Genomic DNA, 12,291 nt, shown 5'->3' with positions numbered 1-12,291 from the left:
GCGCGGGTCAGGCGATCACTTGGCGGCGGCCGGCTTGTACCAGCTGTCGAGGCCCTTCTGGAGCTTCTCGGCCGCCTGCGCCGGCGTCTCGGTGCCGTTGATCACGTTGGCGGACGCCGTCCAGGTCTCGTTCTCGAGGTTGGGCGTGCCGCGCGACAGGATCTGGTAGGTCGAGCGGATCGAGGACTGGCAGGTGCCCCGCCAGCCGACGATCTCCTTGGCGAGCGCGTTCTCGAGCGTCACCGGCTTGTCGATCAGCGGGAAGAAGCCGGGCGCGGCGTTGGCGTAGATCGTCGCGAACTCGGGGCTGGCGACCCAGGAGAGGAAGGTCTTGGCGGCCTCGGCGTTCTTGGAGGCGGCGTTCAGGCCGAGCGCGATGTCCGGATGGTCGGAGACGTAGCAGGTGTCGCCGGCGTTCTGGACCGGCGGCAGGAAGGCGCCGATCTCGAAGTCGGCCTGCGCCTCGAAGGTCGCGATCTCCCACGAGCCGGCCGGATAGATCGCCGCGCGCCCGAGCGTGAAGAGGTTCTGGCTGTCGGGATAGGTCTGCGCCTGGAAGCCGTCGCCCATGTAGGGGCCCCACTTGGCGAGCGTCTCGAAGGGCTTCACCCAGTCGGGATCGGTCAGCTTCTGGGTGCCGGCGATCAGGGCTTTCCGGCCCTCCTCGCCCTTCCAGTAGTTCGGGCCGATGTTCTGGTAGCCCATGGTCGCGGCTTCCCACTGGTCCTTGGTGCCCATGGCCAGCGGCACGTAGGTGCCGTTCTCCTTGATCTTGTCGAGGAGGGCGAAGAACTCGGCCTCGGTCTTCGGCGGCTGGACGCCCAGCTCCTCGAAGGCCGTCTTGTTGTACATGAAGCCGTGCAGCACGGCGGCCATCGGCACGCAGAACGTCTGCGAGCCGTCGTCGGTCGACCAGGCGGTGCGGGCGGCGGGCGTGAAGTTCTCCATGCCGGGCAGGCTGGTCAGGTCGGCGAGCTGCTTCTTCTGGAAGAGGCCGAGCGAGGCGTCGAACGGGCGGCAGGCGACGAGGTCGCCGGCCGAGCCGGCATCCAGCTTGGCGGCGAGCGCCGAGTTGTACTCGGTCGGCGCGGTCGGCGCGAAAGTCACCTTGATGTCGGGGTGCTGCGCCTCGAAGGCTGGGATGATCTTGTCCTGCCAGGTGGCGAGGTCGTCGTTGCGCCAGCTCTCGATGGTCAGCGTCGTCTGCGCCAGGGCCGAACCCGAGAGGGCGGCGAGCGCCGCCAGGGCCACCGAGGCTTTGAGGATGGTCGTCGTCATGCCCGTCTCCTGTTGCATGCCCGAAGCGTTCGGGCGTCTTGTTATCGGCCGAGCTCCTGGAGGGCCCGGCGCAGGTGGCCCTTCGTGCGGGCAAGGCGTGCCCGCGCGTCGGAAAGGTCGGAGGCGCCGGCTGCGAGAAGCACGGCGGGTTTCACCTCGCCGCCGGTCTTCTCCAGCGCGGCGGCGGCGATCTCGGGAGGGGTGCCGGCGGCGTCCGCCACCATGCGCGCCGCGCGCTCGAGGAGCTTGGCGTTGTCGGCGCGAAGGCTCACCATGTGGCCGTCGTGGACATGGCCGCGGCGCACGGCGAGCGCGGTCGAGATCATGTTGAGGACGGCCTTCTGCGCGGTGCCCGCGCCCATGCGCGTCGAGCCGGCGACGACTTCCGGCCCGGTGTCGAGAAGGATGGCGACGTCGGCCGCGGCGAAGATCGGCGCGTCGGCGTTGTTGGCGACGGCCACCGTCGCAGCGCCGGCGTCCCGCGCCGCCTCGAGGCCCGCGACGACGAAGGGCGTCGAGCCGCTGGCCGAGACGGCGAGGACGCAGTCGCGGTCACCGATGCCGGCCGCCTCGACGTCGCGCCGCCCGGCCGCCGCATCGTCTTCCGGCCCGCCGGTGAAATCGCGGACGATGTCGAGCCCGCCGGCGAGGATCGCGGCGAATCGTTCGGCCGGCTCGCCGTAGGTCTGTGGAATTTCGAGCGCGTCGGCGAGCGCGATCAGCGCCGGGCTGCCGGCCGCGAGATAGACGAGGCGGCCGCCGCGATCGAGCGCATCGGCCGCCAGCGCCACGGCCTCGGCGATCGCCGGCAGCGCCGCGTCGACGCTGGCGAGCGCCCGCACCTGGCCGTCGAGGAGACGGGCCAGCACCTCCTGCGAGGACCGCGCGTCGAGCCCGAGGGATTCGGGATGACGCTGTTCGGTGCGGCGGAGACCGGTCGCCAAGGTCGCACTCTCCTCGTCTGGTCGCGACGCCACGACAGGGTGTCGAGAGATCGAAGGGGAGGGGCCGTCCGGCCGGTCGCCGTTCCTCAAGCGGACACGACAAGGGTGTCGCGATCCCGTTGGATCACGCCCGCGTCCTGCCCCTCGAATCACGGGCTCGGCCTCAGCCGACCCCTCCCTGTCTTTTGTTGCCGGGATCGTACCAACGTAAAACCATTTGTCCAGCGGACCTCTGCAAGATTTTGCGACGGCCTTCGCAGCTGCGAACAAAGCGGGCAATCTCTCGGCTAAAACCGCAGCGATCGCGGGTTCTGACCCGTTTTCACGGTTTCGCATCAATCGTCCGGAGGGGACTGGCACGGCCTCCCTTCATGCCGTATAGCTCAATTGGTATTGTTTTGGTTGCTGCGGAGATCGCATGGCCGACGGGTTGCTTGTGGGGGTCGACGGAGGCGGGACGAACTGCCGCGTGCGCGTCCGCAGCCTGGACGGGATGCTGGTCGGCGAGGCGCAGGGCGGCACCGCCAACGTCTTCGCCGGCCTCGACGCCGCGCTCGCCACCATCGTCGCCACAACGGAACGGGCGCTGGGAGCGGGCGGGCTCGGCGCCGTCGACCTCGCCCGCTGCCATGTCGGGCTCGGGCTCGCCGGGGCCAACGTGCCCGCGGTCGCCGAGGCGCTCCATGCGCGTCCTCTGCCGTTTGCCGCCTTCGGCCTCGAGACCGATGCCGTCACCGCCTGTCGCGGCGCGTTTGCGGGCGGCGAGGGGGGCATCGCGATTCTCGGCACCGGCACCGCCTACTGCGTGCGGGCCCGCGGCGCGCAGACGCTGCTCGGCGGCTGGGGCATGCTCGTCTCCGACCAGGGGAGCGGCGCCGATCTCGGCCGCCGGGCGCTGGCCGAGGCGTTGATGGCGCTCGATGGGGCCCGGCCCCTGACGCCGTTCTGCGCGGCGGTCCTCGATCGGTTCGACGGCTCCGCCGGGGCGATCGTCGAGTTCGCCCGCACCGCGCTGCCGCGCGACTTCGGCACCCTCGCGCCCCTCGTCTGGGACCATGCCGAGCGCGGCGATCCGGCCGCCGAACGATTGGTCGCCGCCGCTCTCGTCGACATCGAGCCGATGCTGCGCCGGATGCTGGAGCTTGGAAGCCCGGCGCTCGCGCTTCTCGGGGGCCAGGCGCCGCGCTATCGCCCCCGCCTGTCGCCCGATCTGGCCGCGCTCGTGGTCGAGCCGGCCGGCGACGCGATGGAGGGCGGCATCGATCTGGCGCGCGAGGTCTACCGCACGGCTGGCAGGTCGGCATGAGCGCGCTCCTGAAGGCCGGCGCGCTGCCGGAGGGCGAGGGGCCGCTCTACCTCCGGCTCCAGGCGCTCATCCGCGGCGCCGTCGAAGGCGGCGAGCTGAGGCCCACCGACGCCCTTCCATCGGAGCGCGATCTCGCCGAGGCTTTCAGCGTTTCACGTGTGACGGTGCGCAAGGCGCTGACGGGGCTGGTCGAGGAAGGGGTCGTCGAGCAGCGGCAGGGCTCGGGCACCTTCGTGTCGGGCGGCCACCGCAAGCTGCAGCAGGGTCTGTCGCACCTCACCTCGTTCTCCGCCGACATGGCCACACGCGGCCGGCGCACCACGTCCGACTGGCTCCTGCGCGCGCTGGAGCGCGTGACGCCGGTCGAAGCCATGCAGCTCGCCCTCTCGCCCGGCGATCTCGTCTGCCGCATCCATCGCCTGCGCCGCGCCGACGGCAAGCCGCTCGCCATCGAGCGCGCCTGCGTGCCCGCCACCATCCTGCCGGACCCGGCGCTGGTCGAGACCTCGCTCTATGCCGCCATGCGCGCGGCCGGACGCCACCCCGTGCGCGCGCTGCAGCGGATCACCGCCGCCAATCTCGACGCCGACGAGGCCGCGCTTCTCGATGTGGCGCCCGGCACCGCGGCGCTGTCGATCACCCGCGTGTCCTTCGACGAAGAGGGGCGGCCGGTGGAGCTCACCCAATCGCAGTATCGCGGCGACGCCTACGACTTCGTCGCCGAACTCAGCCTGTCCGAGCAAGGAACGCCATGACCGAAGCCAGCCTGATGGCGCGCGAGATCGCCGAAATCCCGGACGCCGTGCGCCGCTTCCTCGACGCTTCGAAGCCGGCCGTCGCCGAGGTCGGCCAGCGTCTCGCCGACCTGTCGCCGGCCGTCACCGTGACCGTCGCGCGCGGCTCGTCCGATCATGCGGCGACCTATTTCAAGTATGCCTGCGAGATCCTCACCGGACGTCCCGTCGCCTCGCTCGGGCCCTCCGTCGTCTCGGTCTACGGCACGCGGCTCCAGCTGGCCGGCCAGGCCGCGCTCGCCATCTCGCAGTCCGGGCGCAGCCCCGACATCGTCGCGCTCCTCAGGGCGGCGCGCGAGGGCGGCGCGGAGACGATCGCGATCGGCAATGTCGAGGGCTCGCCGCTGCTCCAAGCCGCGCATTGGCAGCTGCCGCTGAAGGCGGGGCCGGAGCGGAGCGTCGCCGCCACCAAGAGCTTCGTCACCTCCGTGGTCGCCGCGCTCGCCGTGCTCGCCGCTTGGAGCGGCGACGAGGCGCTAGGGGCGGCGATCGAAGCCCTGCCGGACCGGCTCGCCGAGGCGCTGGCTGCAGACTGGTCGGCGGCGCTCGGCACCGTGGCCGGCGCTCGCTCGCTCTACGTGCTCGGGCGGGGACCGGGCTTTGCGGTCGCCAGCGAATCGGCGCTGAAGCTGAAGGAAACCTCGATGCTCCACGCCGAGGCCTATTCCGGGGCCGAGGTCCTGCACGGCCCGGTGTCGCTGGTCGAGGAGGGCTTCCCGGTCCTCGCCTTCGTGCCGGCGGATGCCGCGCGCGGCGGCCTCGTCGAGATCTGCCAGCGCGTCGCGGGCTCGGGCGCCGCACTCTTCACCGTCGGCGATGCCGGGGTGGGCACGCGCCTGCCGCATGCGGCGACCGGCCACCCCTTGACCGAACCCCTGTCGATGCTCGTCTCCTTCTATCGCTTCGTCGAGGGCGTCGCGCGCGCGCGCGGCCTCGACCCCGACGTGCCGCGCGGGTTGAAGAAGGTGACGGAGACGCTGTGATGACGAACGCCTTCATCGGTGCCGACATTTTCGACGGCGAGACGCGCCGGAGCGGCCACGCGCTGGTCGTGTCGGACGGGCGCATCGAGGCGCTGGTGCCGGAAGGCGAGATCGGCGCCGGCGTCGAGACCCGGCGTCTGCCGGGCGGGCTCCTCGCGCCCGGCTTCATCGACATCCAGGTGAACGGCGGCGGCGGCGTCCTCTTCAACGAGGCGCCGAGCGTCGAGGGCATCCGGGCGATCGCGGCCGCGCACGCCCGAACCGGCTCGACCGCGCTCCTGCCGACCGTGATCACCGACCGCCCCGAGGTGACCTTCGCCGCGATCGCGGCCGTCGAGGCGGCGATGGCGGCGGGCGTGCCCGGCTGCGCCGGCATCCATGTCGAGGGCCCGTTCCTGTCGGTGGCGCGCAAGGGCGCGCACGACCCGGCGCTGATCCGGCGGATGGAGGATGCGGACCTGCGCGCGCTCTGCGAGGCACGCGTGCGCCCGTTCCTCCTGACGGTGGCGCCGGAGAGCGTGTCGAACGCGCAGATCGCGGCGCTCGCCGCCGCCGGCATCCGCGTCTCGCTCGGCCACACCGACACGAGCTACGAGACGGCGAACGGCGCGATCGCGGCGGGCGCGAGCTGCGTCACCCACCTCTTCAACGCCATGAGCCAGCTCGGCAACCGCGAGCCCGGCCTCGTCGGCGCGGCGCTCGATTCGCCGGACGTCTGGTGCGGCTTCATCCCGGACGGGCATCACGTCCATCCGGCGACCCTCGGCGCGGCGCTGCGGGCCAAGCGGGACCCGCGCAAGCTCGTCGCCATCACCGACGCCATGCCGACGGTCGGCTCGCGCGAGGACGTATTCACCCTCAACGGGCGCGAGGCGCGGCGCGAGAACGGGCGGCTGACGCTCGCCGACGGGACGCTGGCCGGCTCCGACCTGTCGATGATCGGAGCGCTGCAGTATCTCGTGCGCGAACTCGGACTTGATCTGGAGACGGCGCTGCGCCTCTGCTCGACCCATGCGGCCGAGTTCCTGGGGCTCGGAGCCACGCACGGCCACCTTCGTGCCGGGGCGCGCGCCGACATGGTGTGGATCGACGACGCTCTCGCTCTCAAGGGCGTCTGGATCGGCGGCGCGGCGGTCGATCTGGCCTGAGCGGCGTCAGGCGGTCTCGAAGCGGATCGCCGTCCCGAACGCGGCGTCGGCCGCCACGAGAAGCCGGCCGCCTTCCATGTCAAACGCGATCCCCTCGGACCGCAGCCGCTCTGCTACGTAAAGGAGATCGGGCACGCGCATGGCAAAGCCCGCGAAGCGCGCAGGCGCGGGGCCGGCCACCAGCTCGATGCGCCCGCCGTCGAGCGGAACAGCGGTATCGTGGCCCGGCGTTTCGGCGACGCCAGCAAAAGTCCGGAGGAAGCCGAGATGCGCGGCGGGCTCGGGCGCTGCGAGCCGCACCGCTGCGATGTCGCGGGCGCCGTTCGGGTGGTGCTGGAACGCGGTGTTCCAGAAATTTTCCGGCCGGTGCTGCTCGCACACGAAGAAGCCGGCCTGAGGGGCCGCGGGGTCCGTGGCAAAGGCGAGCGTGAAGGCCACCTCGATCTCCCCGCCGTCCGGCCGCCGTCCGCGCCGCTGGAAGAAGAACGGCTCGAAGTCGCCGATGTCGGCCGCGCCGAAACGCTCGGCATCGGCGGCCGCGTCCCGGCTGTCCAGCACCAGCATCGAGATGCCCTCTCGCCTCTCCAGCGCGTCGCGCACGAAGGCGCCGAAGCTGAAGCGGCGTGGTGCGTGCGCCGGGATCGCGGCCGGATCGTCGCCCACCGTGATGAGCTCGAGAAACGAGGTGCCGAACTGGATCAGCCGGTTCTCGGTGCCCCAGGGGTGGCGGTTGCGGGCGCCGACCTGGAAGCCGAGCCGCGCGTAGAACGCGGCCGCGGCGTCGAGATCGCGGACGCCGACGACGAGGTGATCGATGCGTCGTGCCATGGGGTCGCGTCTCCTCTCGTGCCGGACCGGAGCGGATCAGCGGCCGGTCATCGGCGCGCTCCAGCCCGCCGCCTCGTCGACATAGGCTTTCTGCGCGCGCTTGTCGTAGAGGCAGAGCTTCGGCGGCATCTTGCCGGCACGATCGCCGACCAGCACGGCGACGCGGCCGACCCGGTCGTCGAAGCCGACGATCGCCGAGGTACGGGCGCGCTGGAAGCCGCTCGCCTCGCGGCAGGCCTTCGCGACGCGGGCATCGAACGCCGCCCAGGCGTCGTCGCTCGACGCATGGGCCGCGCCGGCCGTGACGGTTGCGAGCGCGAGAAAGAGGGCGAGGGCGAGGTGACGCATGGCGGACGGTCCTTGAGCGGTGTTGGCCTGCCGACGGGATCCTCCCTTGCCGGCGCTTTGATGACGGCCGCCGTGGGGATGCTTCGCCGCGCGCCGGATGCTAACGAGCCGGGACTGACCGGACACTATTCAGGACCGCGGCATGACCAACCGACAGGATCGCCGCTTCGCGGCCAAGCTCGCGCGCCAGATGCAGACGCGCGGCAAGACGCCGGCGGAGCGGGCGATCTTCCAGGCCGCCGGAGCGTTCTTCGCCGAGGAGACGGTCGAGATCGACTTCGACCTCGACGGCTTCGACGCGGCCTTTGCCCGCCTCTCACCCGAACTCGACGAACTCCTCGACGGCGGCTTCGACGCCTTCCGACGCGAGGTCTTCGCACAGGCCGCCTGGGCCGGGATGGCGGCCCGCCTGCCGGACGGCGGCGAAGGGACGTTCGACCTCCAGCCGATCCTGTTTGCGGCGACCGGGACGGCGGACGCCCTCACGGACTTTGCCGGCGATGGCGAGAGCCTTGCCGCGCTCGCCCGTTCCCTGCGCGAATCCGGCGTCTTCCCGGAGGCCGGCGCGGTCGCGATCCTGCCCGTGGTGCTCGCGCCGGATGCCGTGGATCTCTACACCGTCGGCCCGGCAACGGTCCACGCGCTGACCGAGGGGCTCGCCGCGCTGGTCGAGGCCGATACACCCGAGGCGGGGCTGGCGGCGGCGCGCGAGGCGCTGGCGCGCGCCGGCCTGCCGACGGTCGGCGAGGGCGAGGGAGACGTGGAGGGCCTTCTTCTCGGCATCTGCCTGACGCCGGTCGAGGACTGGGACCTGCCGGACGCCGAAGTCGAGGCGCGCCAGCTCGCCATGGCCGCGACCCGCGCGTCCTGGCTCGACACCTATGCCGCGACGCTGCCCTTCCGCCTGGACGAGCCGGTGTTCTGGCATGAGGCGGCATCCTCGCTCGCCTTCCATGCGCTGGCCGGGCGCATCGAGGCGGAACTGGCGACGCGCGGCGTCACCGAGCCCGTGTCGCGCATCGACGCGTGCCTTGCGCCGGAAACCGGCGACCCGGTGCTGGCCGTCCAGGCGGGCGCCGTGCGGCTCGGCCCCTTCCACGCCCCGCGCGATCTCGTCTTTACCGACATCGACGGCTTTGCCGGGCTTGCCGAACGCTTTGCCGGAGAGCTCGTCGAGCACGAGCGGCCGGGGCAGGTGCTGCGGCTCGTGGCGGGCGCCTGAGCGCCCTCAAGAATTGATTGTCGCCCCGGCCCGGCTTCGTGCCATGCTCCGCCGCCGTCAACCGGAGGAACGAGATCATGGGTGAGAAGAACAAGGGCGGGAAGGAAGCCCGCAAGCCGAAGAAGGTCGTCGAGAAGACGATCGCCGCCGCGCCGAGCCTGAAGGGCGGCACGACGCCCGCCTCGAAGAAGAGCTGATCGGCGGGCGGGTCACGCCGTCCGAAACCGGATCTTAAGGGTGACCGGGCTAATGTCGCGCCAGTGGTTGAGGCGTGTTGCGTTGGCCCCAACTATCGAAGGCGTCGGGCCCGGACCCGGCGCCTTCTTTGTTTGACGCGAGCCCGTTCGCTCGCTTTGCGGTTCGCATTTCCGTCGGTCGCTCCCCATATGCAGGGGATGACTCACCGGCCGAGGGATCGCCCATGAAAAAACCGAATTTCGACTTCGAGCGCCGGGAACGCGAAAAGGCCAAGGCCGCCAAGAAGGCGGAGAAGGCCGCGGCCAAGGCCGCATCCAAGGCCGCCCCCGGCGAGACGGACGGTGACGACGACGGTCCGCACGAGACGAGCGACCCCTCTCCTGCCGCGAACTGACGCGGGGAAAGCATGAACACCCATGTCCGAACAGAAGAGCGGGGCTGACAAGTCCCGCACGAGACCGGCCGAGGAACCCTACGAGCCGGAGGCCTTTGCCCGAAAGTATGGAATTCCGCCGGGCGAGGCGAAGACGATCATCAAACGCTACGGCCCCTCGCGAAAGAAGCTTGACTCCTACATGGCAGCGCGCGAGGCCTGATCCGATCGGCCGGCGACCTTCTTGGGTCCCGGCCGACCCCTTCGAAACATTCCGCCGGGATGCTATGATCCGACCCGATCCGACGGGCGGCAAAGCGTTAGCGGCCCCCTTTGATGCGAAAGAGAGAAACGTTGAAACAGACTGGCACGGACTTCATCGATCGCCGCAACGCGGCCAAGGATGCCAAGGCGGCCTTGCTCGAGAAGATGAAGGCCAAACAGAACGATCCGGCCGCGCAGGCCCGCCGCGAGGAGCACGCCGCGCTCGCCGCCGCCCGTGCCGAGCGCGAGGCCGCCAAGCGTGAGCAGCAGAAGGCCGAGGCCGAGGCCCGCGAGGCGCAGCGCGCCGCCGAAGCCGCCGCCGCCGCGGAAGCCGCCGAGAAGGCCGCCGTGTCCGAACGCGACAAGCTGATCGCCCAGGCAATGGCCGACCAGGCCGCGCAGAAGGCCAAGCGCGACGCGCGCTACGCCGCCCGCCAGAGCCGCAAGGGCTGAGCCGGGCTCGGGCCGCGGGCGGGACACCATGCGCGACCGCCCGGCGGCCCCCCTTGGCCCGCCGCCGCCGCCGGTCGGCGACGCATCGGGCTTCCCCGACCACCAACCGTTTGGCCGAGGGCGGAGCTGCGACCCGGATCTCGATCGCAAGGATTGACCGCGTCGTGGTGGCATCTCGCTAACGAAGCCGCGCTAGAACAGGTCGTGGGACCGAATCTGGAGCGTTGAAAGGTGATCGTGAGCGACAACGCGCCTGCGCGCCCGACGGACCCCGCCCACCCCGGCCAGGCCTTCGCCGACCCGCTTCAGCGGGACCGGAGCGCGCTCGCCTTCGAGCACGCGCCGACCTCGATGTGGATCCAGGACCTCCATCTCCTCAAGGAGCGCCTCGACAGGTGGCGCGCTGGGGGGATCGACGACCTGCGCACGCATCTCGCGGCCGATTCTGCGCGCGTCGAGGAACTCGTCGCCCTGATCCGGGTGACGGCCGTCAACCGCGAGACGCTGCGCCTCTACGAGGTCGCCGATGAGGCGGCGCTGATGGCGAAGGTCCGCGAGATCTTCGGCGAGGACCAGATTGCTTCCTTCGTCGAGGTGATCTGCCAGCTCTGGGGCGGCCAGGTCGCCACCAGCGTCGTGACGCGCAACTACACGGCGCGCGGGCGCCTTCTCGACGTGAAATACAAGGGCCGGCTCCTGCCCGGCCACGAGGCCGACTGGGCCGCCTATCTCATCTGCGTCGAGGACGTGTCGGTGCAGCAGCAGGCGCTTCGCCTGCTGGAAGCCGCGCGCACGCACGACCCGCTGACCGGCCTCCACAATCGCACCTTCCTGACCGAGACGCTGGAGCGCCTGGAGGTCGGCGGCGACCCGGTCGCGCTCGCCGTCTTCGACCTCAACGGGCTGAAGAGCGCCAACGACCGGTTCGGGCACAAGGCGGGCGACGATCTCCTGCGCCGGATGGGGCGCCTCCTGCGCGACCACCTGCCGCCGACCTGTCCGGCGGTGCGGATGGGCGGCGACGAGTTCGTGGCGATCGTCACCGGGCTCGACGAGGCCGGCGCCAACGCCCTGATCGCGCGTCTTGCCCGTGCGGCGGACGGGAACGAGGGCGGAGCCTGGCAGGTCCCTCTCAGTTTTTCGACGGGGCTCGCCTGGCGCCGCGCAGGCGAGGGCATGGACCAGCTCCTCGCCCGCGCCGACCGCAACATGTACCGCTCGAAGCGCGCCTTTCATGGACGCCGCGCCGTGGCCGGCGCGGCCGCTCGCACTACAGCAACAGGGCGTTGATCTCCTCGCGCGCCGGGCGACCCGGGGTGGGCTTCCGGAACGCCGAGCGCTCGACCCGGGGCGCCGGCATCAGCTCGGCCGTGTCCTGATCGGCCGCCGACAGGAACAGGCGGCGCAGGCGTGCGCCGAGCGTGTCCGGGGTCAGGGCCGTGTAGGGAGTTTCGATCCGGGTGTCGTCCGGGGATAGGCACAGGGACATCGGGGTGCTCCTCGTCGGTCGGTCCACGGGATGGGCGGCACGGGGGGCGCCGCTCGGTAAGAACCGCCCGCGAAGGCCGCAACCTTCGCGGGCGGACGGGCGCGAGGTCAGAAACTGTCGGAGCCGGGGACGAGGGCTCCGCGGGTTTCCACCGCGCGAGGGGACTTGGCGGCCGGCTGCGCCTCGGCGGCGGCCGGGGTGCTGCGGGCGGCGGGGTAGCCGAAGGCCGTGGCGGCCTCGCCGCGTCCGCCGGCCGAGCGGGTCGCGGCCTCGCCGGTCACCACCGAGCGGTCGGCAAGGCCGTCGTCGTACCTGGTGCCGACGTCCGAGCCAGGGACGAGGCCGCCGGCCAGGCCGAGGCCGGTCGAGAGGAGAAGGGCGGTGGTGGCGGAGAGGATCGTGCGGGTCATGGGAGAAACTCCTTGGGGTTTCGAGGCGCGCGTCGGCCCGGCCGCGGCCCGGAGCGGGCGCGGATACGGACGGCGTCTCGCGGCGTTGGGTCGGAGCGCATGGCATGCGCCCGCGGCGCGCCAGGTCTTGCAATCCGGCGCTGTTGCGTGTGTTGACGGGGTGTCGCTGTCGCGTCCGCCCCGTCCGGCGTTGAACCTTTGCAGTTCATTACCGTTTGGTATGGAATGAATTAGGGGCTTGGTTTCCGGCTGT

General features: G+C 71.5%; 15 protein-coding genes. 9 read left to right on the top strand and 6 right to left on the bottom strand.

All coding sequences use genetic code 11. The features are described 5' to 3' along the window. Positions 1–15 precede the first annotated feature (15 nt). Positions 16–1,278 carry an ABC transporter substrate-binding protein gene (locus BM175_RS17330; RefSeq protein WP_090965344.1) on the bottom strand — a complete coding sequence of 421 codons (1,263 nt, stop codon included), beginning with the start codon at positions 1,276–1,278 and terminating at the stop codon, positions 16–18. 41 nt (positions 1,279–1,319) lie between these two features. Beyond that, a complete protein-coding gene (locus tag BM175_RS17325) occupies positions 1,320–2,222 on the bottom strand; it encodes an N-acetylmuramic acid 6-phosphate etherase (protein WP_244546056.1) in 903 nt (300 codons plus the stop codon). A gap of 418 nt (positions 2,223–2,640) precedes the next feature. Between BM175_RS17325 and BM175_RS17320 the strand changes: the two genes are divergently transcribed. The 4 genes from BM175_RS17320 to nagA are packed head-to-tail and all read left to right on the top strand — an operon-like array spanning position 2,641 to position 6,453. Beyond that, on the top strand, positions 2,641–3,528 hold the full coding sequence (locus BM175_RS17320) for a glucosamine kinase nucleotide-binding domain-containing protein (RefSeq protein WP_090965255.1): 888 nt from the start codon (positions 2,641–2,643) through the stop codon (positions 3,526–3,528). Further along, the gene (locus tag BM175_RS17315; protein ID WP_090965253.1) at positions 3,525–4,283 is read left to right on the top strand and encodes a GntR family transcriptional regulator; all 759 of its coding nucleotides are present in this window, start codon (positions 3,525–3,527) and stop codon (positions 4,281–4,283) included. Before BM175_RS17320 ends, BM175_RS17315 begins: the two co-directional genes overlap by 4 nt. Then, positions 4,280–5,305 (top strand): SIS domain-containing protein, encoded by a 1,026-nt coding sequence (locus BM175_RS17310; RefSeq protein ID WP_090965251.1) that lies wholly within the window; start codon positions 4,280–4,282, stop codon positions 5,303–5,305. The genes BM175_RS17315 and BM175_RS17310 overlap by 4 nt, the downstream gene beginning before the upstream one ends. Continuing rightward, a complete protein-coding gene (gene nagA / locus BM175_RS17305; RefSeq protein WP_090965249.1) occupies positions 5,305–6,453 on the top strand; it encodes an N-acetylglucosamine-6-phosphate deacetylase in 1,149 nt (382 codons plus the stop codon). Before BM175_RS17310 ends, nagA begins: the two co-directional genes overlap by 1 nt. Positions 6,454–6,459: 6 nt before the next feature. On the opposite strand, the gene BM175_RS17300 is transcribed toward nagA, so the two are convergent. Further along, positions 6,460–7,281, bottom strand: coding sequence for a VOC family protein (locus BM175_RS17300; protein WP_090965247.1), 822 nt, complete (start codon positions 7,279–7,281; stop codon positions 6,460–6,462). 36 nt (positions 7,282–7,317) lie between these two features. Continuing rightward, entirely contained in the window at positions 7,318–7,629 is a 312-nt protein-coding gene (locus BM175_RS17295) for a hypothetical protein (protein WP_090965245.1), read from the bottom strand. Positions 7,630–7,771: 142 nt separating this feature from the next. Between BM175_RS17295 and BM175_RS17290 the strand changes: the two genes are divergently transcribed. The 5 genes from BM175_RS17290 to BM175_RS17275 all read left to right on the top strand — a co-directional run bounded on the left by BM175_RS17290 (position 7,772) and on the right by BM175_RS17275 (position 11,429). Continuing rightward, positions 7,772–8,851 (top strand): hypothetical protein, encoded by a 1,080-nt coding sequence (locus BM175_RS17290; protein ID WP_090965243.1) that lies wholly within the window; start codon positions 7,772–7,774, stop codon positions 8,849–8,851. A gap of 421 nt (positions 8,852–9,272) precedes the next feature. Further along, on the top strand, positions 9,273–9,443 hold the full coding sequence (locus BM175_RS22790) for a hypothetical protein (RefSeq protein ID WP_175526890.1): 171 nt from the start codon (positions 9,273–9,275) through the stop codon (positions 9,441–9,443). A gap of 22 nt (positions 9,444–9,465) precedes the next feature. After that, positions 9,466–9,645 (top strand): DUF3606 domain-containing protein, encoded by a 180-nt coding sequence (locus BM175_RS17285; RefSeq protein ID WP_090965241.1) that lies wholly within the window; start codon positions 9,466–9,468, stop codon positions 9,643–9,645. A gap of 131 nt (positions 9,646–9,776) precedes the next feature. After that, entirely contained in the window at positions 9,777–10,139 is a 363-nt protein-coding gene (locus tag BM175_RS17280; protein WP_244546055.1) for a DUF6481 family protein, read from the top strand. A 237-nt stretch (positions 10,140–10,376) separates the two neighbouring features. Then, on the top strand, positions 10,377–11,429 hold the full coding sequence (locus BM175_RS17275; protein WP_139224677.1) for a GGDEF domain-containing protein: 1,053 nt from the start codon (positions 10,377–10,379) through the stop codon (positions 11,427–11,429). Here BM175_RS17275 and BM175_RS17270 read toward each other — a convergent pair. Both BM175_RS17270 and BM175_RS17265 read right to left on the bottom strand, forming a co-directional pair. After that, positions 11,410–11,628, bottom strand: a complete 219-nt coding sequence (locus BM175_RS17270; RefSeq protein ID WP_090965235.1) for a hypothetical protein — start codon at positions 11,626–11,628, stop codon at positions 11,410–11,412. The genes BM175_RS17275 and BM175_RS17270 overlap by 20 nt on opposite strands. 107 nt (positions 11,629–11,735) lie before the next feature. Beyond that, positions 11,736–12,038 carry a hypothetical protein gene (locus tag BM175_RS17265; RefSeq protein WP_090965233.1) on the bottom strand — a complete coding sequence of 101 codons (303 nt, stop codon included), beginning with the start codon at positions 12,036–12,038 and terminating at the stop codon, positions 11,736–11,738. Between the last annotated feature and the right edge of the window lie 253 nt (positions 12,039–12,291).

It is taken from the genome of Aureimonas phyllosphaerae (genome assembly GCF_900113065.1).
GTDB lineage: Bacteria > Pseudomonadota > Alphaproteobacteria > Rhizobiales > Rhizobiaceae > Aureimonas > Aureimonas phyllosphaerae.
The sequence above is the reverse complement of the archived record's forward strand: the minus strand, read 5'-3'. Positions and strand labels throughout refer to the sequence as shown.

What these genes read in the sequence shown, in the direction of transcription:
- BM175_RS17330 (WP_090965344.1), bottom strand. Translation starts at nt 1,278, where the DNA reads ATGACGACGACCATCCTCAAAGCCTCGGTGGCCCTGGCGGCGCTCGCC.
- BM175_RS17320 (WP_090965255.1), top strand. Translation starts at nt 2,641, where the DNA reads ATGGCCGACGGGTTGCTTGTGGGGGTCGACGGAGGCGGGACGAACTGC.
- BM175_RS17315 (WP_090965253.1), top strand. Translation starts at nt 3,525, where the DNA reads ATGAGCGCGCTCCTGAAGGCCGGCGCGCTGCCGGAGGGCGAGGGGCCG.
- BM175_RS17310 (WP_090965251.1), top strand. Translation starts at nt 4,280, where the DNA reads ATGACCGAAGCCAGCCTGATGGCGCGCGAGATCGCCGAAATCCCGGAC.
- nagA (WP_090965249.1), top strand. Translation starts at nt 5,305, where the DNA reads ATGACGAACGCCTTCATCGGTGCCGACATTTTCGACGGCGAGACGCGC.
- BM175_RS17300 (WP_090965247.1), bottom strand. Translation starts at nt 7,281, where the DNA reads ATGGCACGACGCATCGATCACCTCGTCGTCGGCGTCCGCGATCTCGAC.
- BM175_RS17295 (WP_090965245.1), bottom strand. Translation starts at nt 7,629, where the DNA reads ATGCGTCACCTCGCCCTCGCCCTCTTTCTCGCGCTCGCAACCGTCACG.
- BM175_RS17290 (WP_090965243.1), top strand. Translation starts at nt 7,772, where the DNA reads ATGACCAACCGACAGGATCGCCGCTTCGCGGCCAAGCTCGCGCGCCAG.
- BM175_RS22790 (WP_175526890.1), top strand. Translation starts at nt 9,273, where the DNA reads ATGAAAAAACCGAATTTCGACTTCGAGCGCCGGGAACGCGAAAAGGCC.
- BM175_RS17285 (WP_090965241.1), top strand. Translation starts at nt 9,466, where the DNA reads ATGTCCGAACAGAAGAGCGGGGCTGACAAGTCCCGCACGAGACCGGCC.
- BM175_RS17270 (WP_090965235.1), bottom strand. Translation starts at nt 11,628, where the DNA reads ATGTCCCTGTGCCTATCCCCGGACGACACCCGGATCGAAACTCCCTAC.
- BM175_RS17265 (WP_090965233.1), bottom strand. Translation starts at nt 12,038, where the DNA reads ATGACCCGCACGATCCTCTCCGCCACCACCGCCCTTCTCCTCTCGACC.